Source organism: Variovorax sp. GW822-FHT04E09 (assembly GCF_058800845.1).
Window position 1 is genome coordinate 430,077 of the sequence record NZ_JBXAMR010000002.1, and the last position, 20,622, is coordinate 450,698.

At 68.7% G+C, this 20,622-nt stretch carries 17 protein-coding genes; 12 read left to right on the forward strand and 5 right to left on the reverse strand.

Features of this window, described 5'->3' with window-relative positions:
- Positions 1-3 precede the first annotated feature (3 nt).
- From gudD to AC1RL8_RS09385, 3 genes are read left to right on the forward strand one after another with little or no spacing between them, the layout of a single operon-like run.
- The gene (gudD, locus tag AC1RL8_RS09375; protein ID WP_492685130.1) at positions 4-1,362 is read left to right on the forward strand and encodes a glucarate dehydratase; all 1,359 of its coding nucleotides are present in this window, start codon (positions 4-6) and stop codon (positions 1,360-1,362) included.
- 49 nt (positions 1,363-1,411) lie between these two features.
- Positions 1,412-2,509 carry an SMP-30/gluconolactonase/LRE family protein gene (locus AC1RL8_RS09380; protein ID WP_492685131.1) on the forward strand — a complete coding sequence of 366 codons (1,098 nt, stop codon included), beginning with the start codon at positions 1,412-1,414 and terminating at the stop codon, positions 2,507-2,509.
- Positions 2,510-2,562: 53 nt separating this feature from the next.
- Entirely contained in the window at positions 2,563-3,999 is a 1,437-nt protein-coding gene (locus AC1RL8_RS09385) for an aldehyde dehydrogenase family protein (protein WP_492685133.1), read from the forward strand.
- Between the two features lie 320 nt (positions 4,000-4,319).
- Here the strand turns inward: AC1RL8_RS09385 and AC1RL8_RS09390 are convergent, their stop codons facing one another.
- Positions 4,320-5,861, reverse strand: a complete 1,542-nt coding sequence (locus AC1RL8_RS09390; protein WP_492685134.1) for a glycine betaine ABC transporter substrate-binding protein — start codon at positions 5,859-5,861, stop codon at positions 4,320-4,322.
- A 110-nt stretch (positions 5,862-5,971) separates the two neighbouring features.
- On the opposite strand from AC1RL8_RS09390, the gene AC1RL8_RS09395 reads away from it, so the two are divergent.
- Entirely contained in the window at positions 5,972-7,030 is a 1,059-nt protein-coding gene (locus tag AC1RL8_RS09395; RefSeq protein WP_492685135.1) for an ROK family protein, read from the forward strand.
- A gap of 10 nt (positions 7,031-7,040) precedes the next feature.
- Here AC1RL8_RS09395 and AC1RL8_RS09400 read toward each other — a convergent pair whose 3' ends face one another.
- The 4 genes from AC1RL8_RS09400 to AC1RL8_RS09415 form a co-directional block, all read right to left on the reverse strand.
- The gene (locus tag AC1RL8_RS09400) at positions 7,041-8,804 is read right to left on the reverse strand and encodes an Ig-like domain-containing protein (protein ID WP_492685136.1); all 1,764 of its coding nucleotides are present in this window, start codon (positions 8,802-8,804) and stop codon (positions 7,041-7,043) included.
- A 538-nt stretch (positions 8,805-9,342) separates the two neighbouring features.
- Positions 9,343-10,722, reverse strand: coding sequence for a phospholipase D-like domain-containing protein (locus AC1RL8_RS09405; RefSeq protein WP_492685137.1), 1,380 nt, complete (start codon positions 10,720-10,722; stop codon positions 9,343-9,345).
- A gap of 25 nt (positions 10,723-10,747) precedes the next feature.
- Positions 10,748-11,416, reverse strand: coding sequence for a glutathione S-transferase family protein (locus AC1RL8_RS09410; RefSeq protein ID WP_139705393.1), 669 nt, complete (start codon positions 11,414-11,416; stop codon positions 10,748-10,750).
- A 27-nt stretch (positions 11,417-11,443) separates the two neighbouring features.
- A complete protein-coding gene (locus AC1RL8_RS09415) occupies positions 11,444-12,565 on the reverse strand; it encodes a 5-methyltetrahydropteroyltriglutamate--homocysteine S-methyltransferase (RefSeq protein ID WP_062470629.1) in 1,122 nt (373 codons plus the stop codon).
- A gap of 145 nt (positions 12,566-12,710) precedes the next feature.
- Between AC1RL8_RS09415 and AC1RL8_RS09420 the strand changes: the two genes are divergently transcribed.
- The 8 genes from AC1RL8_RS09420 to AC1RL8_RS09455 all read left to right on the forward strand — a co-directional run bounded on the left by AC1RL8_RS09420 (position 12,711) and on the right by AC1RL8_RS09455 (position 20,619).
- The gene (locus AC1RL8_RS09420) at positions 12,711-13,820 is read left to right on the forward strand and encodes an aromatic ring-hydroxylating dioxygenase subunit alpha (RefSeq protein WP_159277589.1); all 1,110 of its coding nucleotides are present in this window, start codon (positions 12,711-12,713) and stop codon (positions 13,818-13,820) included.
- Positions 13,820-14,593 carry a GntR family transcriptional regulator gene (locus AC1RL8_RS09425; RefSeq protein WP_062470623.1) on the forward strand — a complete coding sequence of 258 codons (774 nt, stop codon included), beginning with the start codon at positions 13,820-13,822 and terminating at the stop codon, positions 14,591-14,593. The genes AC1RL8_RS09420 and AC1RL8_RS09425 overlap by 1 nt, the downstream gene beginning before the upstream one ends.
- A gap of 43 nt (positions 14,594-14,636) precedes the next feature.
- Positions 14,637-15,626, forward strand: coding sequence for a PDR/VanB family oxidoreductase (locus AC1RL8_RS09430; protein WP_492685138.1), 990 nt, complete (start codon positions 14,637-14,639; stop codon positions 15,624-15,626).
- Between the two features lie 155 nt (positions 15,627-15,781).
- Complete coding sequence (locus AC1RL8_RS09435; RefSeq protein WP_070059658.1) at positions 15,782-16,966, forward strand: ABC transporter substrate-binding protein; 1,185 nt, start codon at positions 15,782-15,784, stop codon at positions 16,964-16,966.
- Between the two features lie 331 nt (positions 16,967-17,297).
- Positions 17,298-18,170 (forward strand): branched-chain amino acid ABC transporter permease, encoded by an 873-nt coding sequence (locus AC1RL8_RS09440; RefSeq protein WP_119555745.1) that lies wholly within the window; start codon positions 17,298-17,300, stop codon positions 18,168-18,170.
- Between the two features lies 1 nt (position 18,171).
- The gene (locus AC1RL8_RS09445) at positions 18,172-19,158 is read left to right on the forward strand and encodes a branched-chain amino acid ABC transporter permease (RefSeq protein ID WP_369644033.1); all 987 of its coding nucleotides are present in this window, start codon (positions 18,172-18,174) and stop codon (positions 19,156-19,158) included.
- Complete coding sequence (locus AC1RL8_RS09450) at positions 19,155-19,919, forward strand: ABC transporter ATP-binding protein (protein WP_492685139.1); 765 nt, start codon at positions 19,155-19,157, stop codon at positions 19,917-19,919. The genes AC1RL8_RS09445 and AC1RL8_RS09450 overlap by 4 nt, the downstream gene beginning before the upstream one ends.
- Entirely contained in the window at positions 19,912-20,619 is a 708-nt protein-coding gene (locus AC1RL8_RS09455; protein WP_095744599.1) for an ABC transporter ATP-binding protein, read from the forward strand. The genes AC1RL8_RS09450 and AC1RL8_RS09455 overlap by 8 nt, the downstream gene beginning before the upstream one ends.
- The last annotated feature ends 3 nt before the right edge of the window (positions 20,620-20,622 follow it).

Sequence of the window (20,622 nt, forward strand, 5' to 3'; positions counted from 1 at the left end):
AAGATGACAAGTCCTGAATCCGTTTCCCATGTCGTGTCGGGCGCGCCCGTCGTCACCGCCATGCGCGTCGTGCCTGTCGCGGGCCACGACAGCATGCTGATGAACCTCAGCGGCGCGCACGGCCCGTTCTTCACGCGCAACCTGCTGATCCTGACCGACAGCGCCGGCCACACTGGCGTGGGCGAGGTGCCGGGCGGCGAGAAGATCCGCCAGACGCTCGAAGATGCGCGCGACCTCATCGTGGGCCAGCCCATCGGCAACCACAACGCCGTGCTCAACCGCATGCGCAACGCGTTTGCCGCGCGCGACAGCGGCGGGCGCGGCCTGCAGACCTTCGACCAGCGCGTGACCATCCACGCCGTGACCGCCGCCGAAGCCGCGCTGCTCGACCTGCTGGGCCAGCACCTGGGCGTGCCCGTGGCCGCGCTGCTCGGCGAAGGCCAGCAGCGCGATGCGGTGCAGATGCTCGGCTACCTCTTCTACGTGGGCGACCGCACCAAGACCGACCTGCCGTACGAGACCGACCCCGGCGCCGACAACGACTGGTTCCGCCTGCGCCACGAAGAAGCCATGACCCCCGAGGCCATCGTGCGCCTGGCCGAGGCCACGCACGCGCGCTACGGTTTCACCGACTTCAAGCTCAAGGGCGGCGTGCTGCGCGGCGAGGAAGAGGTCGAAGCCATCCGCGCGCTGCACGCGCGCTTTCCGCAGGCGCGCGTCACGCTCGACCCCAACGGCGGCTGGCTGCTGGCCGACGCCATCCGCCTGTGCCGCGACCTGCACGGCGTGATGGCCTATGCCGAAGACCCGTGCGGCGCCGAGGGCGTGTTCTCGGGTCGCGAGGTGATGGCCGAGTTCCGCCGCGCCACGGGCCTGCCGACCGCCACCAACATGGTCGCCACCGATTGGCGCGAGATGGTGCACAGCCTCTCGCTGCAGTCGGTCGACATTCCGCTGGCCGACCCGCACTTCTGGACGATGCAGGGCTCGGTGCGCGTGGCGCAGCTGTGCCAGGCCTGGGGCCTGACCTGGGGCTCGCATTCGAACAACCACTTCGACGTGTCGCTCGCGATGTTCACGCACGTGGCCGCTGCGGCGCCGGGCAAGGTCACGGCCATCGACACGCACTGGATCTGGCAGGACGGCCAGCGCCTCACGAAGGCGCCGCTGCAGATCGAGGGCGGCCTCGTGCAGGTGCCCACGCGCGGCGGCCTGGGCATCGAGCTCGACATGGCCGAGGTCGAGAAGGCGCACCAGCTGTACCTGAAGCATGGCCTCGGTGCACGCAACGATGCGCAGGCAATGCAGTTCCTCATTCCGAACTGGACCTTCGACAACAAGCGCCCCTGCATGGTCCGCTGAGCGCCCGGTGCCTTCGTGCGCTGACGGCTGAAACATCCCAGGAGACCGTATGAACAAGCACATGGATCGCCGTCGCCTGCTGCAGGCAGCCGCCGGCTCGGCACTCGGCGCGGTGGCCGCCGCCGCGGGCGCCCAGTCGTTTCCCTACAAGCCGCAGCAGCGCTACCCCGACCCGTCGGTGCTGATCCTCGACCCCAGCTTTGCGAAGTACCGCATCTACAGCAGCACGCTCGAGCAGGTCGGCACCGGCATGCGCTGGGCCGAGGGCCCGGTGTACCTGCCGCGCGAGGGTTATCTCGTGTGCAGCGACATTCCGAACAACCGTCTGATGCGCTACGAGGAAAAGACCGGCGAGTTCAAGGTCCATAAGGCGAACGCCGGCTACTGCAACGGCAACACGCGCGACCGGCAGGGCCGCCTCATCAGCTGCGAGCACTCGGTGACGCGGCGCGTGGTGCGCACCGAATCCGACGGGCGCGTGACCGTGCTGGCCGACCGCTACCAGGGCAAGCGCCTGAACTCGCCGAACGACGTGGTCGTGAAATCGGACGACACCGTGTGGTTCACCGACCCGCTCTTCGGCATCTCGGGCACGTGGGAAGGCGAGAAGGCCGCGTCCGAGCAGGCGACGACCAACGTGTACCGCCTCACGCCCGACGGCCAGCTCTCGGCGGTGATCACCGACCTCGTGAATCCCAACGGCCTGGCCTTCTCGCCGGACGAGAAGAAGCTCTACGTCGTCGAATGGAAGGGCACGCCCAACCGCAGCCTCTGGAGTTATGACGTGGCGGCCGATGGCAGTGTGTCGAACAAGCTGAAGCTCATCGATGGCACGGGCGCCGCGGCGCTCGATGGCTTTCGCGTCGACCGCGACGGCAATCTCTGGATGGGCTGGGGCTGGAACGGCGCCGTCGCTCCCGAACCCATCGATGCCGGCAACGGCATGAAGGTCTATCAGCCGCAGGCGAAGTCCGAAGACCTCGATGGCGTCAAGATCTTCAATGCGCAAGGCAAGCCCATCGGTTTCATCCGCCTGCCCGAACGCTGTGCCAACCTCACCTTCGGCGGCCCCAAGAACAACCGCCTCTACATGGCGGCCAGCCATTCGCTGTACGCCCTCTACGTGGAGTCCGAAGGCGCCACCTAGCCTTGGGACTTTTCCAACCTCCTCACCGCAACACGCACACAAGGACATCGACGATGACTGAATTCAACAACCTCATCAACGGCGAATGGCTGGCCGGCAACAGCTACAGCCCCAACATCAACCCCAGCAACCTGGCCGACGTGCTGGGCCAGTACACGCAGGGCGACAAGGGCCAGGTCGACACCGCCGTGGCCGCCGCCACCGCCGCCTTTCCCGCCTGGGCGACGGGCAGCATCCAGGCGCGCTCCGATGCGCTCGACAAGATCGGCACCGAGATCCTGGCGCGCAAGGAAGAGTTGGGCACGCTGCTGGCGCGCGAAGAAGGCAAGACCAAGGCCGAAGGCATCGGCGAGGCCACGCGCGCGGGGCAGATCTTCAAGTTCTTCGCGGGCGAGTGCCTGCGCCTGTCGGGCGAGGTGCTGCCGTCGGTGCGCCCGAACATCGGCGTGGAGATCACGCGCGAGCCGGTCGGCGTGGTCGGGCTCATCACGCCGTGGAACTTCCCCATCGCGATTCCCGCCTGGAAGATCGCGCCTGCGCTGGCCTTCGGCAACTGCGTGGTGCTCAAGCCCGCCGACCTCGTGCCGGGCTGCGCGTGGGCGCTGGCCGAGATCATCAGCCGCTCGGGCATTCCGGCCGGCGTGTTCAATCTCGTGATGGGGCGCGGCAGCGTGATCGGCGATGCGCTGGTCAACCACCCGGGTATCCACGCGATCAGCTTCACCGGCTCGGTGGGCGTGGGTCGCAACATCGCCATCCAGTGCGTCACCAACCACAAGAAGGTGCAGCTCGAAATGGGCGGCAAGAACCCGCAGGTGGTGCTGGACGACGCCGACCTCGCGCAGGCCGTGGAGCTCAGCGTGCAGAGCGCGTTCTACTCGACCGGCCAGCGCTGCACGGCGTCGAGCCGCCTGATCGTGACCGAGGGCATCTACCCGAAGTTCATCGAGGCGATGAAGGCGCGCATGGCGAAGATCAAGGTCGGCGATGCGCTCGCGCAGGGCACCGACGTGGGCCCGGTGTCGTCGAAGTCGCAGCTCGACCAGGACATGGAATACGTCGCCATCGGCAAGGGCGAGGGTGCGACGCTGGCGGCCGGCGGCGAGTTGCTCAAGCTGGAGACGGACGGTTACTACATGTCGCCGGCGCTGTTCAGCGAGTCCGCCGCGAACATGCGCATCAACCGCGAGGAGGTGTTCGGGCCGGTGGCGAGTGTGATCCGCGTGAAGAACTACGAAGAGGCACTGGCGACGGCGAACGACACCGAGTTTGGTCTCTCGGCCGGCATTGCGACGACCTCGCTGAAGTACGCGACGCACTTCAAGCGCCACAGCCAGGCGGGGATGGTGATGGTGAACCTGCCGACGGCGGGGGTGGACTATCACGTGCCGTTCGGTGGTCGCAAGGGATCGAGCTATGGACCGAGGGAGCAGGGAAAGTACGCGCAAGAGTTCTTCACGACGGTGAAGACGGCTTACACGTTGGCCTGACGCCTCTTTCTGAATTGTTGGAAGCCCCCAGTCGGGGGCTTTTTTACGCCTGTGTTTTTCGGGGCGCGTGCGCAGGCCACCGGGTACTTCCCTCCGCGAATGTCCCCCGGGGCTTCGCCCCTCCTCCTTGATTTCGCTACGGGAAGCACCCAGTGTCCTGCGCACGGGAAGCGGCGGTGGTGCGCAGCCCATCAACGACCGCACTGAACACGCTCACGTCGATGCGGTGCCTTGCGCAGCGAAATCAAGGAGGAGGGCGAAGCCCGGGGGACATTCGCGGAGCAAGGCACCGCGTCGGCGGGAGCGTCGCCCTGAACAGCTCAGGCGAGCGGCGCCCTGCGACTGCGACGCATCAGAAATTCGATCAGCTCGAAAACCCCTTCGCTGATCAACGCCATGGCAGCAGCCGGCAACGCACCTGCCATCAACAGCTCGCGATCGTTCAGCGCCAGCCCCGTCACGATGCGCTCGCCAAAACCACCCGCGCCGATGAAAGCCGCGATGGTGGCCGTGCCGATGGCAATGGCTGTCGCGGTGCGAACGCCCGCCAGTAGCGTGGGCAACGCGAGAGGCAGCAGCACCAACTGAAGGCTCTGCGGCGGCGTCATGCCCAGCGCGGTGCCGGCCAGCCGAAGTCCATTCGGCACTTCGGCCAGCCCGGTCACGGTGTTGCGCATGATCGGCAGCAGCGAATACAGCGTGAGCGCGATCAGCGCGGGCAGGGCGCCGATCGCGCCGAGCAAAGAGATCAGCACCGCGAGCAGCGCCAGCGAGGGCACGGTCTGCATCACGCTCGCGAAGCCCAGCACCACGGCGCGCAGCCGCAGGTGCGGAAACACGAGGATCGCGAGCGGCACGCCGATGAGGATGGCCACGCCGACGGACACCGCCACCAGCAGCAGGTGCTGGCGCGCCAGCGGCCAGAGGTCGGGCCCGAAGAGCTTGGCCGTAAAGCCGCGCGTGGCGCTCGGCGGCGTCTTGCCGTCCTTGGTGGCGCCCGCGAGGAAGTCGCGCGCGATGGTGTCGAAGCGCACGCCCTGCAACTCGGCGCGCGCGTTCATCGCGATCATCGCGTGCTCGTCGATCTTGCCTTCGAGCGCCTGCAACGCAGCCCACGCCTTCGGCAGCCGCGCAGGCAGGTCGAGCTTGTAGAGCACCACCGCGTCGTAGCGCGGAAAGTACTGCTTGTCGTCCACCAGCACGCGCAGGCCGAGGTGTTCGATCTTGGCGTCGGTGGTGTAGATGTCGATGGCGTCGATCTGCTTGGCCGTCATCGCCTCGTAGGCCAGGCCATGGTCGAGCCCGGTGGGCGTCTGCGTGAAGCCGTAGCGCGCGGCCAGGCCCTTCCAACCGTCGGCGCGGCCGATGAATTCGTTCGACAGTCCGATGCGCAGCTCGGGGTGTTTGGCCAGGTCGCTCAGCGTGCGCAGCCCGAGCTTGTCGGCGTCGGCGGCGCGCACGGCCAGCGCATAGCCGTCGTTGAAGCCCAGCGGAATCGCCACGCCCAGCCCGAGCGGCGCGAGCGCGGTGTTCATGGCCTCGCGCGTCTCGGCGGGCGAGCCCTTGAGGATCTCGAGCGCGATGGTGCCGGTGTATTCGGCGTACAGGTCGATGGCGCCCGAACGCAGTGCCTCGTACACGATGGCCGTGTTGCCCAGCCCCTGCCGCACGACGGGCGGCGACGCGGTGTGCGGCGCGGCGGTCTGCGCCAGCACCTCGGCCAGGATGTACGACTCGGTGAAGCGCTTGGAGCCGACGCGCAGCGTCTCGTCGGCGGCCTGCGCGCGGGGCGCGGCGGCGGCCAGCCAGAGCATCGCGAAAAGCCACAGGGCGGCGCGCCAGAAGCTGCGAGGCAGGTGCATCCGGGTCAGTGTATCGGCATCGCCGCGCCAGCCGTACCCGTCCGTCTCCTACACGCCGTGGTGCGCGAAGCCGATGCGCCACGGGCGCGCAGCGGCCCATAGTGGCCGTCATGAAAAAAACCAGGCACGCGCCCCCCGGTCCCGACATCCACGGCCTGCGCGAGCTGCCCGGCCTGCGCGTGGACGGCTACAGCCTGCAGCTGCGCGACAAGAATGGATTCGTCGGCGACCAGGCCAGCCAGACGGCGTTTCGCGAACTGCTCGAGCGCTGGCGCAAGCGGCGCCGCAAGACCGGCCGCGACCCGCTGGGCGCGGCCCACTCGCGCGACCTGAGCAAGAAGCAGCTCGACCGCGCGCTGCAGGGAAAAACCGCCACGGCCGCCGGCGACGTGATGCATGGCGCCATCGAGGAGTTCGCGCAAGAGCTGGCCTTCGTGGTCCAGCGCTTCGTGCGCCAGCCCTCATGGCGCAAGGTGCAGCGCATCGTGGTCGGCGGCGGCTTTCCCGAGAGCGACGTGGGCGAGCGCGCGATCCTGGAGGCGGGCGCAATGCTCGAAGACCTGGGCGTGCACGTTCAGCTGGGCCGGCTGTCGCACAACGTGGACGACGGCGGGTTGATCGGCTGGGCGCACCTGACGCCGCCGCCGCTGCTGAAGGGGCACGACGCCATCCTGGCGGTGGACATCGGCGGCACGAACGTGCGCTGCGGCATCGTGAAGACGCGCCACCGCAAGGCGTCCGACTTCTCGCGCGCGAAAGTGGTCAAGCGCGAGAAGTGGCGCCACGCCGACGACGGCCCGAACCGCAGCCACATGGTCGAGCGCATCGCCGACATGCTCGAGGACATGGTGATCTACGCCGAGCGCCGCAAGATCCGGCTCGCGCCCTTCATCGGCATCGGCTGCCCGGGGTTGATCCGCTCCGACGGCTCGATCGCGCGTGGGGCGCAGAACCTGCCGGGCGATTGGGAGAGCCGCGCCTTCCACCTGCCGGCCGCACTGTGGCGGCGCCTGCCGATCATCGGCTCGGGCGCGACGCTGGTGCTCATGCACAACGACGCGGTGGTGCAGGGCCTGAGCGAGCTGCCCTTCATGCGCGACGTGCGCCACTGGGGCGTGCTGACCATCGGCACCGGGCTGGGCAACGCCAGCTTCACGAACCGGCGTTGAGCGCTACCTCTTACAGGTCTTCGGGCCGCAGTTCCGCGCCGACGCGCGCGGTGGCCGAGGTGGTGGCGACGTTGCCCGCTGCATCGGTGGCGCGCAGTTCGATGTTCGCCAGGCCGGCGCGCGCGGGCGTCCAGCTGCAGGCGTAGGGCGCGGCGCGCAGCGCGCAGACGGTCTTGCCATCGACGATGAAGGCCAGCTCGGCCACGCCGGTGTCGTCGGTCGCGCTGCCCGACAGCCGCACCGGCAGGCCGGCGGCCGACGAGGCCATCGGCGGCGCGTTCAGCGTGACGGTCGGCGCGGTGGTGTCGGCGGGCGCGCGCACGATCACCTGCGCCGACGCGACCTCGGCATTGCCCGCGGCGTCGATGGCGATCACGCGGACGATCTGCACGCCCGGCGCGGTCGGCGTCCAGTGGCAGGTGTAGGGCGGGGCGGTGAAGGTGCAGATCGGCAGGCTGTCGGTGCCGATCACCTTCACGCCGAAGACGCCGACGTTGTCGACCGCCACGGGCGCCAGCGCCACCGGTTGGCCCACGGTCGCCATCGCGGGCGCGGCCAGGGACACGGCCGGCTTCTGGCTGTCGGGCACGCCCAGCGGCAGGTCGATGGTGAAGGCTGCCTGCCCCTGCACGGCCTTCTGCTCGAAGGCGTCGAAGATGGTGAACCAGGTGGCGCCCGGCGCGCGGCCCGGGGCCTGCGCCTTCACGAGCAGCGTGGTCTTGCCGACGGCAAAGCAGCTGAAACCGCAGCGCCAGTCGAAGACGAAACGGCCGTCGGTATTCGTCGTGCCCTGCGCGATCGGCTCCAGCGGCTTGCCGGCACCCGGGTCGCGCCACACCGACACCGGCGCGCCGGCCAGCGCGGCGCCGCTCTCGCGTTCGGTCACGCGCACCTGCGTGGCGGTGGTCGCGGCCATGAATTTCGAGCTGCCGAGCTTGGGCCAGTCGCGCCAGTCGGTGTTGATCTGCGCCTTGGTGCCTTCGGTGAAACGGATCAGGCCGAGCGTGGCGACGCGGTTCGCGGCCGGGTCGTAGCGCTGCTCGAACACGGTGCCCAGCAGCGGGTCGAGGCGCCAGTGCTGGCGCGTCCACCAGTAGCGATCGGTGTGCTTCACGAGCGCGAGGTCGCTGGCGGGCGCGGTCTCGGTGGTGTCGGCGACGGCGATGGCGTTGTAGTACTCGCCGGAGCCGGCGCCGAACACGTGCTCCAGCTCGTGCAGCAAGGTCTTGAGCTGGCGGCCGAGGTAGTCCTTCTCGGTGGACTCGGGCGCGGCCGGCGTGATGGCGCGCGACAGGCGCAGCGGGTCGTGGATGGCGGTCCAGTTCAGGTTCCAGGTCACGCCGGTGGGTGGGAAGGTGGTGCTGGTGGTCAGGCCGCCGTGGCTGTAGCCGCGCTTCGAGGGGCCGACGCACAGCACGATCTCGCCGCCGGCCACGCCGTTGAAGCCGCAAGGCGGCGCCGCGCCGGGCGCGACGAGCTGCAGGTCTTTCGCGGGGTCGAAGGTGAAGCTGCGCACGGTCTCGCGCTGGAACACGGTGTTGAGGTCGGCCACGTACTGCGCGAGCCGGCGGCCGGCCTCGGGCGCGCCGATGTCGGCCGCCAGTTGCGGGTCGATGAAGAAGCGCAGGCGGTGCACGCTCGGCGTGGCGCGGCCGACTTCGTTCAGGGCCGCCCAGGCGGGAGCGGCGGACAACGGCAGCAGCACGGCCAAAACGACAGGCAAGGCTGCGCCCAGCCGGCGCGCGAGCGCCAGCAGCGAATCAATGAAAGGCATCGATTTTTCTCCCCGTGCTCAGGGGAATCCGGCAGTGATCGACAACAAAGGGGATCGCTTCGGGCCGCGCGAAGGTGTCGCCCGGCGCCCAGCACTCAAACCCCGCCGCGACCGCCTTTGCCGGTCACGCTCCTGCATCGCATCGAGGTCGCCGAAGGCGATACGCCCTGACGGGCGCCGATGCTTCTGAAGTGCGGGGGACTACTGGTTGCTCATTCAGTGCAGAGGGCGGGCGGACCGCTCATTCCTCCCCACGATGTGGCAACAATCAGTGAACCTTTATCTTAATTTCTGGGCTCGTAGGAAGGGAACTTGCTTCGCTGTAGTGGTGCCTGTTATTTGGGCACTTTCTCACGACAACGGCGGTACGAATGGCGCTTCGGTGGGCCCCATGAGGCCGGGCCGGAGCGGGCTGCCCCGCAATGCAGGGGGCTCCGGAAGAACGGTCATCCACCGGAACCGGTGGCGATTCTAGTGCGAATGTTCAATTGGTTGCAATTGTGTTGCATTCGTGCATCTTGGGCGATGCGCCGCCCGCCTACAGCTGGAAGGCGACGGTCAGCAGCAGCCCTTCGGCCACGTCGCGCAGCAGCCCCGGACGCCGCGCGCGGTAGGGCTCGCCGGCCGAGGCGGTGGTCTCGATCCATTCGGCCAGCCATTCGATGTCGTCGTGGCCGTAGAACACCACCGCCGCCTCGTGGTTCAGCAGCAGGCTGCGCAGGTCGAGGTTGATCGAGCCGCACATCGCCAGTTCGTCGTCGACCACCACGGCCTTGGCGTGGGCCATGAAGGGCAGCATGCGAAAACTCACGCCGGCGCGCGCGAGGTCGCGCATGGCGCGTGCGCGCACGAAGTCGGCCAGCCGGTGGTTCGACTGCGCCGGCATCGCGATCGTCACCTGCACGCCGCGCCGCGCGGCGAGGCGCAGCGCATCGCGCAGGCCGTCGCCGGGCACGAAGTAGGGCGTGATCGCGAGGATGCGGTGCTCGGCGCGAAAGCAGGCGTCGATGAGCAGCGCGTGCGCCGTGTCCTCGGTCTGGTCGGGGCCGCTCGGCAGGAACTGGGCCATGGCGCAGCCGGGCCCAGCGGGCACGTCGGCGGCGGTGATGGCGCGCGCCTTGCGCCCGCGCACCGAGCTCCAGTCGTGATCGAACTGGCGCGCGGCGGCGGCGGCCACGCTGCCCTGCAGGTCGAAGGACAGGTCGTGCCAGGCTTCGGGGTGCTTGTCGTTGCCGGAGAAGTACTCGCCCGCGAGGTTGCGCCCGCCCGACCACAGCCAGCGGTCGTCGGCGATGGTGAGCTTGCGGTGGTTGCGCAGGTTGCGCGGCCCGATGCGGCGCAGGCTGAAGAAGGGGCGGAACACCGCCACCTCGCCGCCGGCCGCGCGCAGCCGGTCGAAGTGATGGCGCGGCAGCGACAGCGCGCCGAAGCCGTCGAGCAGCACGCGCACCTTGACGCCCTCGCGCGCGCGCTGCGCGAGCCGCGCCAGCACGGCGTGGCCGAGCGCGTCGTCGCCGATGATGAAGGTGCACACGTCCAGGCGCTGGCGCGCGCCGTCGATCACCTCGAACAGCGCCTCGCGCGCGGCCTCGCCGTCGGCGTGCATGCGGATCGCGCAGCGCCCGGGCGGCGCCAGGCCGAAGCTCTCGATCAGGTCGGCCGCCCAGTGGCCCGGCGGCAGCGAACGCGGCGGCCGGGGCGCACCGGCCGGGCGCAGCTTGCGCTGGCCGAACAGCAGGTACATCGGCAGGATCGCGTAGGGCATGAGCACCAGCCCCATGACCCACGCGATGGCGGTGGTGGGGGCGCGCTGCTCGCGGCGCGTGCGCGTGGTCAGCACATAGACCAGCAACGCGAAAGTGACGGCAAGAAAATGCTGCGAAGGGGAGGGCAGCCAGTCGAAGAGGGTGTCCGGCATGGGCGGGTGATGCCTCGGTGCCCGCTCAGCGCTGCAGGAAGGCCGGCACGCCGCGCCCTTGCGAAGCCAGGAACCGCATCATCGGATCGACCACCGCGCGCACGGCGGGCCGCGCGCCCACGCGCTCGCGCCAGGCCACGAGGCGCGGCGTGGCGTCTGTCATGCCGGCGCCCTTGCGGTCGGCGAACACATGCGCCATGTAGAAGGCGATGTCGGCGAAGGAATAAGGGCCGGCCAGGTATTCGCGCGTGGCGAGCAGGCCTTCCATCTCTTCGTAGAAGCGCGCGCAGCCGGCGCATGCGGCCACGGCCGGCGCGCTCTGCATGGCGTCTTGCAAGCCGAAGAGCTTGATGACGTTGGGGAAGAACACCTCGTCCGACTTCTGCTCCAGCTGCCGCGCGCGGGCCCGGTCGGCGATGCCCTCGGGCCACAGCGCGGGCTGGGGGTAGCGGTCTTCGAGGTACTCGAAGATCTGCGTCGAGTCGAACAGCGCGACCTCGTCGTCGACCAGCACCGGCACCTGCTGCTTCACCGGGTTCACGCGCAGCACCTCGGGGTGCTTGGGCTCGTAGGCGTCGTCGGTGGTGAACGGCACCATGGTGAGCTCGAAAGTGATGCCTTTTTCGTACGCGGCGATCTGCACCTTCGCGCCGAACATGCTGAGGGGGCCGGAGTAAATCTGCGTCGTCGTCATGCCCCCGACTTCAACAGAAACCGCGCGTCAGGTCGAGCCCCAGACTTCCTGCGCGGTTTCGACGACAAGGCGCAGCTTGTTGCGCTGTGCTTCGACGGCGATGTTGTTGCCGTGCACCGTGCTGGAGAAGCCGCACTGCGGCGACAGCGCGAGCTGGTCGAGCGAGGCGTACTTGCTGGCGTCCTCGATGCGGCGCTTGAGCTCGTCCTTGTCTTCCATCTCGCCGAACTTGGTGGTCACGAGGCCGAGCACCACGGTCTTGCCCTTGGGCAGGTAGCGCAGCGGCTTGAAGTCGCCCGAGCGGGCGTCGTCGTACTCCATGAAGTAGGCGTCGAGGTCCATCTCCTTGAGCAGCGCCTCGGCCACCGGCTCGTAGTTGCCGGCCGCGGCGTGCGTGCTCTTGAAGTTGCCGCGGCACAGGTGCATGGCCAACAGCATGCCCGGCGGCTTCTGCGCCACCACCTTGTTGATGAAGGCCGCGTAGCGGTGGGGCAGCTCGTTCGGGTCGTCCCCGCGCTTGCGGGCGGCTTCGCGCATGTGCTCGTCGCACAGGTAGGCGAGGTTGGTGTCGTCCATCTGCACGTAGGTGCAGCCGGCCGCGGCCAGCGAGCGCAACTCGTCGCCATAGGCCTTGGCCACGTCGTCATAGAACACCGGGTCGAGCTCGGGGTACGCGTCCTTGCTGATGCCAGCGCGCCCGCCACGGAAGTGCAGCATCGTCGGCGACGGGATCGTCACCTTCGGCGTGCGGCCGGCCGACACCTGGCTCTTGAGGTACTGGAAGTCGGCGAGCTGGATGTCCTTCACGTGGCGCACCTTGTCGATCACGCGCATTGCGGGCGGCGCCAGTTCCTCGGTGCCGTCGGGGCGGCGGATGGTGACCGGGATGTCGGTCTTCACGCCGCCGAGCTGGTCGAGGAAATCGATGTGGAAGTAGGTGCGGCGGAACTCGCCGTCGGTGATGCTTTTCAGGCCGATGTCTTCCTGGAAGCGGACGATCTCGGTGATGGCCTTGTCTTCGACCTCGCGCAGTTGCTCGGGCGTGATCTGGCCCTTGGCTTTCTGCTCGCGTGCTTCGAGCAGGTACTGCGGACGCAGGAAGCTGCCCACGTGGTCGTAGCGGGCGGGCAGGGCGGCATGCTGGGACATGGAATGAACTCCGTCGTGACTGTGAACGAGCGGAATCCTAGCGCCTTCGTGAAAAGCCTGTTTGTATACGTAGACGTCAGTGTTTACCCTCGAATAAGGGGTTCAACTCTGGAATGTCTCTCTGTTCTGTATACATTGCGTATTCATGAAGACGCCCACGACCGCCTTTCCGCTCAACGCCTGGTATGCCGCCGCCTACGACGTCGAAGTGCGTCACGCGCTGCTGCCACGCACGATCTGCAACCAGAAAGTGGTGCTGTTCCGCCGCACCGACGGCCAGGTGGCCGCGCTCGAAGACGCCTGCTGGCACCGGCTGATGCCGCTGTCGCTGGGCCGCCTCGAGGGCGACGAGCTGGTCTGCGGCTACCACGGCCTGGTCTACAACAGCCAGGGCCGCTGCACCCACATGCCGAGCCAGGAAACGCTCAACCCCTCGGCCTGCGTGCGCAGCTTTCCGGTGGTCGAGAAGCACCGCTTCGTGTGGATCTGGCCCGGCGACCCGGCCAAGGCCGACCCCGCGCTGGTGCCCGACATGCACTGGAACGACGACCCGGCCTGGGCCGGCGACGGCAAGATGATCCGCGTCAACTGCGACTACCGACTCGTGGTTGACAACCTCATGGACCTCACGCACGAGACCTTCGTGCACGGCTCGTCCATCGGCAACCGCGAGGTGGCCGAAGCGCCCTTCGTGGCCACGCACGGCGACCGCTCGGCCACCGTCACGCGCTGGATGGAGAACATCGACGCGCCGCCGTTCTGGGGCAACCAGATCCGCCATGCGCGCGGCTACACGGGCAAGGTCGACCGCTGGCAGATCATCCGTTTCGAGGGGCCGTGCACGGTGAACATCGACGTCGGCGTGGCCGAGGCGGGCAGTGGCGCGGTGCCGTCGAACGACAACGCCGGCGACCGTAGCAAGGGCGTCAACGGCTACGTGCTCAACACCATCACGCCCGAGACCGACAAGACCTGCCTGTACTTCTGGGCCTTCGCGCGCAACTACTGCCTGGGCGAACAGCGCCTCACGCACGAACTGCGCGAGGGCGTGTCGGGCATCTTCCGCGAGGACGAGATCGTGCTCGAGGCGCAGCAGAAAGCGATCGACGAGCACCCCGACCACCAGTTCTACAACCTCAACATCGACGCAGGCTCGATGTGGGCGCGGCGCCTCATCGACCGCATGATCGAGAAGGAACGGCCCGCGCGCGCCGCGATCCCGATCCGTCCCGCCCCAGAGAGCCAGGCCGCGTGATGAAGGTCGCCACCGTCTCTCCCGCCGAGCCCGGCGACAGCGGCAGCTCGCAGGCCGTGAAGGCGCAGCTGCGGCTGCGCGAGATGATCCTGGCGGGCGAGCTGCCCGGCGGCGCGCGCATTGCCGAGGTCGCCATTTCCGAACAGCTCGGCGTATCGCGCACTCCGGTGCGCAGCGCGCTCATGCGACTCGAACAGGAAGGCCTGCTCGAAGCGCTGCCCAACGGCGGCTATGCGGTGCGCACGTTCTCCGAACGCGACGTGGCCGATGCCATCGAGCTGCGCGGCACGCTCGAAGGCCTCGTGGCGCGGCTGGCGGCCGAGCGCGGCGCGGCGCCCGTGGTGCTGCGCGAAGCGCGCGCCTGCCTCACGCGCATCGACGAGCTGCTGCGCGAGCCCGCGCTCGACGACGCGGCCTTCTCGCGCTACGTGACGCACAACGAGAAATTCCATGCGCTGCTGTGCGAGATGGCGGGCAGCCCCGTCATCGCGCAACAGCTCGAACGCGTGGTCAACCTGCCGTTCGCCTCGCCCTCCGGCTTCGTCATCGTGCAGGCCAATTCGCCGGCCGCGCGCGACATGCTCGTGATCGCGCAGGACCAGCACCTGCAGGTGCTCGACGCCATCGAGTCCGGCGAGGGCTCGCGCGCCGAAGCGCTGATGCGCGAGCACAGCCGCATCGCGCGGCGCAACCTGCGCGAGGCGCTGCACGGCACGCCGAGCGCCGAACAGCGTCCGCTGCCGGGCGTGCAACTGATCCGCCGTCGCGGCTGATCGACGACTTCTTTTTCTTCTCTTTCCCTGCTGGTGTTCCCCGATGAAAAGCGATCTTCAATGGATGCAGGCGCAGGTGGTGGCGCTGCGCGACGTCACGCCCACCGTGCGCGAGTTCACGCTGCGCCCCGACACCGACTTCGTTGCCGCGCATGAACCCGGCGCCCACCTGCAGGTGCAGGTGATGACCGAGCAGGGCCGCGTGCAGACGCGCTCCTACTCGCTGGTGGGCGAGGGCGACGGCAATTGCTGGCGCATCGCCGTCAAGCGGCTGGACGACGGCCGTGGCGGCTCGCGCGCGATGTGGCGGCTGGCCGAGGGCGACCGGCTGCAGGTGAGCGCGCCGCAGAACCACTTTCCGCTCGACCTCGCGGCGCCCGGCTACCTGCTCGTGGCCGGCGGCATCGGCATCACGCCGCTGGTGTTGATGGCGCAGCGCCTGGGCGCGCTGGCCCGACGCCGCGGCGTGCCGGTGGCCATGCTGTACGGCGCGCGCCACGCGGGCGAGTTCGGCTACCTCGACACCCTGCGCGACGCGCTGGGCGAGGCCGGCGTGCAGGCGCACGAAGGTGCCGCGCCCATCGACTTCGACGCCGCCATCGCCGCGCTGCCGCCCGGCGGCCAGCTCTACACCTGCGGCCCGGTGCCGATGCTCGAAGCCGTCAAGCGCGCCTGGGCCGCGGCGGGCCGGCCGCTCGCCGACCTGCGCTTCGAAACCTTCGGCAGCAGCGGCCGGCTTGCGACGCAGGCCTTCACCGTGCGCATTCCGCGCCACGACCTGTCGATCACCGTGCCGGCCGACTGCACCCTGCTCGACGCGCTCGATGCGGCCGGCGTGCAGACCCTGTCGGACTGCAAGCGCGGCGAGTGCGGCCTGTGCGCCATGGACGTGCTGGCTGTGGACGGCGAAGTCGACCACCGCGACGTGTTCCTGAGTCCGCACGAGAAGCAGGCGACCACGCGCATCTGCGCCTGCGTGTCACGCGCCGTGGGTACGCTCACGCTCGATTCCGCGTACCGCCCCGACCACTGAAAACATCGGTTGCGCGATCATCGCGCAACCATTCGACTGATCGCGCAACAAAGACCCGTGCGGCGGGCGGGTAGGTGGTTGCCTGCTCCGTCAATTGTTGCGAATTGTTCAAAATACGCCCCGTTTCGCGTTCCGTCCCTCAAAGGAAAAATTCCATGCAAAGACGCCATCTCATCCAGACCGCGGGCCTTTCGGCGATTGCGCTCGCCACCGCGCTGTCGCTGCCTGTGGCCAGCGCCCAGGACAACAAGTTCAAGATCGGCCTGATCCTGCCGATGACGGGGCAGTCGGCCTCCACCGGCCGCCAGATCGAGGCCGCCGCGCGCCTGTACATGGCACAGAACGGCGACACCGTGGCCGGCAAGAAGGTCGAGCTGATCGTGAAGGACGACACCGGCCTGCCCGACGTGACCAAGCGCCTGGCGCAGGAGCTCATCGTCAACGACAAGGTCAACGTGATCGCCGGCTTCGGCATCACCCCGGCCGCGCTGGCCGCCGCGCCGCTGGCCACGCAGTCGAAGACGCCGCAGGTCGTGATGGCCGCCGCCACCTCGAGCATCACCGAGGCCTCGCCCTACATCGTGCGCAGCAGCTTCACGCTGCCGCAGGTGTCGGTGGTGATGGGCGACTGGGCGCCCAAGAACGGCGTGAAGTCGGTGGTCACGCTGGTCACCGACTACGGCCCGGGCAACGACGCCGAGAAGTTCTTCAGCGACCGCTTCCAGCTCAACGGCGGCAAGGTGCTCGAGAAGCTGCGCGTGCCGCTGCGCAACCCCGACTTCGCGCCGTTCCTGCAGAAGGTGCGCGACGCCAAGCCCGACGCGCTGTTCGTCTTCGTGCCCTCGGGCGCGGGCGCGGCGGTGATGAAGCAGTTCCTGGAGCGCGGCATGGACAAGGCCGGCATCAAGATGATCGCCACCGGCGACGTGACGGATGACGATCAACTGAACGACATGGGCGACGGCGCGCTGGGCGTGGTCACCTCGCACCACTACTCAGCCGCGCACCCCTCGGCGCTGAACAAGAAGTTCGTCGAGGCCTTCCAGAAAGCCAACCCCAAGATGCGCCCCAACTTCATGGCCGTGGGCGGCTATGACGGCATGCGCGTGATCTACGAAGCCCTCAAGACCACCAAGGGCCAGGGCGGCGGCGAAGCGCTGCTGGCCGCCATGAAGGGCCAGGTCTTCGAAAGCCCGCGCGGCCAGGTGCTGATCGATGCGCAGACGCGCGACATCGTGCAGGACGTGTACCTGCGCAAGGTTGAAAAGAAGGACGGGCAGCTCTACAACATCGAGTTCGACGTGTTGAAGGGCGTGAAGGACCCGGGTAAAGCCAAGTAATTTCGCTTCGCCGGTGGGAGCGCTGCCGTTCAGGGCGGCGCTCCCGCCGACGGGGTGCCTTGCTCCGCGAATGTCCCCCGGGGCTGCGCCCCTCCTCCTTGATTTCGCTGCGCAAGGCACCCCGTCGACGTGAGCGTCATCAGTGCGGTCGTTGATCGGCCAGCACCACGACAGCGCTCAGTGTGCGCAGGGCACTGGGTGCTTCCCGCAGCGAAATCAAGGAGGAGGGCGAAGCCCGGGGGACATTCGCGGAGGGAAGTACCCGGTGGCCTGTGCACGCACCCCCGAATAGCAGCATCCTGAACGACCGCACCAGACCCAGACAACCGACATGCTGACCATTCTTTTCGACGGCATCGCCTACGGCATGCTGCTCTTCGTCCTCGCCGTGGGGCTGGCCGTGACGCTCGGGCTGATGAACTTCATCAACCTAGCGCACGGCGCCTTCGCCATGGCGGGCGGCTACCTCACCGTGTTCGCGATGCAGAAGTTCGGCGTGCCGTTCCTGGCCTGCCTGCCGCTCGCGTTCATCGTCGTCGCGCTGGCCGGCGCGCTGCTGGAGCGCACGCTCTACCGGCCGATGTACGGCAAGCCGCACCTGGACCAGGTGCTGTTCTCCATCGGCCTGGCGTTCATGGCCGTCGCGGCCGTCGACTACTTCGTCGGCTCGTCGCAGCAGAACCTGCAACTGCCCGAATGGTTGCGCGGGCGCAGCGAATTCGGCGACGGTGCGTTCCTGCTGGGCATGGGCCACTACCGCATCTTCATCATCGCCGTGTGCGCCGTGCTCACCGTGGTGCTGCAGCTCATCCTCTCGAAGACGCGCTTCGGCAGCCGCCTGCGCGCCGCCGTCGACGACCCGCGCGTGGCCGCCGGGCTGGGCATCAACGTCAATGTCGTGTTCCTGCTGACCTTCGCCGTGGGCTCGGGCCTGGCCGGGCTGGGCGGCGCGCTGGGCGCGGAAATCCTCGGGCTCGACCCGACCTTCCCGCTCAAGTACATGATCTATTTCCTCATCGTCGTCTCGGTCGGCGGCACCTCGTCGATCACCGGGCCGCTCGCCGCCGCGCTGCTGCTCGGCATTGCCGACGTGGCCGGCAAGTACTTCATTCCGAAGATGGGCGCGTTCACCGTCTACCTGCTCATGATCCTGATCCTCATGTGGCGGCCGCAAGGCCTGTTCACGCGCAAGGGAGGCCGCTGAGATGAGCGCGCCTGCCTATGAATCGGCCCTGCTGCGCACCGCGCGCTGGCGGCCCTGGGAGTTCGTGGTCTGGGCCGTGGCCTTCGCGCTGCCGCTGGCCATGCCCTCGCACTCGCTGCTGGTCAACGAGATCGCCATCGTCGCGCTGTTCGCGATGTCGCTCGACCTGATCCTCGGCTACACCGGCATCGTGTCGCTCGGCCACGCCGCCTTCTTCGGCTTCGGCGCATACGCCGCCGCGCTGTTCGCCAAGCTCGTCATGCCCGACCCGACCGTCGGCCTCGTGTTCGCCACCGTGCTGTCGGCCGTGCTGGGCCTCGTGGCCAGCGTGACCATCCTGCGCGGCAGCGACCTCACGCGGCTCATGGTCACGCTGGGCACCGCGCTGCTGCTGCTCGAACTCGCCAACAAGCTCGACTGGCTCACCGGCGGCGCCGACGGCCTGCAGGGCGTGGTCATGGGGCCGGTGCTCGGCCTCTTCGAGTTCGACCTGTATGGCCGCACGGCCGCCTGGTACTCGCTGGCCGTGATGCTCGTGCTGTTCCTCGTGATGCGCCGCATCGTGCATTCGCCCTTCGGCGCCACGCTCAAGGCCATCCGCGACAACCGGCTGCGCGCCATGGCCATCGGCATCCCGGTGGTGTCGCGGCTCGCCGTGGTCTACACCGTGGCCGCCGGCATCGCGGGCGCCGCGGGCGCGCTGCTGGCGCAGACCACCGGCTTCGCTTCACTCGACGTGCTGGCCTTCGACCGCTCGGCCGACGTGCTGCTGATGCTGGTCATCGGCGGCGTGGGCTGGCTGTACGGCGGCGTGGCCGGCGCCATCGTCTTCAAGCTGCTGCAGACCTGGCTGTCGTCGGTGACGCCGCAGTACTGGATGTTCTGGATCGGCCTCATCCTCGTGCTGCTGGTGCTCGTGGGACGCGACCGCCTGCTCAAGCCGTGGACATGGTTCGGCACTGCGAAGAAGAAGGGCGGTGCGGCATGACGACCGACACCGTGCTCTCGACCCAGGGCCTCGTGATGCGCTTCGGCGGCATCACGGCCACGAACAACGTCACGATGGAACTGAAGCGCGGCGCGCGCCATGCGCTCATCGGCCCGAACGGCGCCGGCAAGACCACGCTGATCAATTTGCTGACGGGCGTGCTCACGCCCACCGAAGGCCGCATCTCGCTGCTCGGCGAAGGCATCACCACGCTCGCGCCGCACAAGCGTGTGGCGCGCGGGCTGGTGCGCACCTTCCAGATCAACCAGCTCTTCGATTCGATGACGCCGCTGGAAACGCTGGCGCTCGTGGTGTCGCAGCACAAGGGCATCGGCGCGCAGTGGTGGCGCCCGCTGGGCGCGGACAAGCGCATCGCCGAGCGGGCCGGGCAACTGCTGGAGCAGTTCCACCTCGCCGACGTGGCGCAGCAGCAGACGAAATTCATGGCCTACGGCAAGCGCCGCCTGCTGGAGATCGCCATCGCGCTGGCCTGCGAGCCGCGCGTGCTGCTGCTCGACGAGCCCGTGGCCGGCGTGCCCGCCGGCGAGCGCGAAGAGCTGCTGCAGACCGTGGCCGCGCTGCCGGCCGACGTGTCGGTGCTGCTCATCGAGCACGACATGGACCTGGTGTTCAGCTTCGCCGACCGCATGACGGTGCTGGTCAACGGCGCGCTGCTGACCGAAGGCGACCCCGAGACGATCGCCAACGACCCGAAGGTCAAAGAGGTCTACCTGGGCCACGGAGAACATGCCCATGTCTGAACTGCTGCGCATCGAGAACCTGAGCGCCGGCTATGGCGAGGCCGTGGTGCTGCACGACGTGGCGTTCACGCTCGGCGAGGGCCAGACGCTCGCGCTGCTGGGCCGCAACGGCACGGGCAAGACCACGCTCATCAACACGCTGGCCGGCGCCACGCGCCAGCACGGCGGCACCATCGCGCTCGGCGGGCAGGCGGCGCTGCACAAGTTGCAGCCACACCAGCGCGCGGCGGCGGGCATCGGCTGGGTGCCGCAGGAGCGCAACATCTTCAAGTCGCTCACGGTGCACGAGAACCTCACGGCCGTGGAGCGCCCGGGCCAGTGGAACCCGCAGCGCGTCTACGAGATGTTCCCGCGCCTGGCCGAGCGCAAGACCAACCTGGGCACGCAGCTCTCGGGCGGTGAGCAGCAGATGCTGGCCGTGGGCCGCGCGCTGGTGCTCAACCCGAAGCTGCTGCTGCTCGACGAGCCGCTCGAAGGCCTCGCGCCCATCATCGTGGAGGAGCTGCTGCGCGCCATCCGCCGCATCACGCGTGACGAAGGCCTGGCCGCGATCATCGTGGAGCAGCACCCGCAGGCGATCCTCGCGATTTCCGACCAGGCCGTGGTGCTCGACCACGGGACCATCGTGCATGCCGACACCGCGGCGGCGCTGCGCGCGCAGCCGGAGGTGCTCGACCGGCTGCTGGGCGTGGCGCGGTAGCGG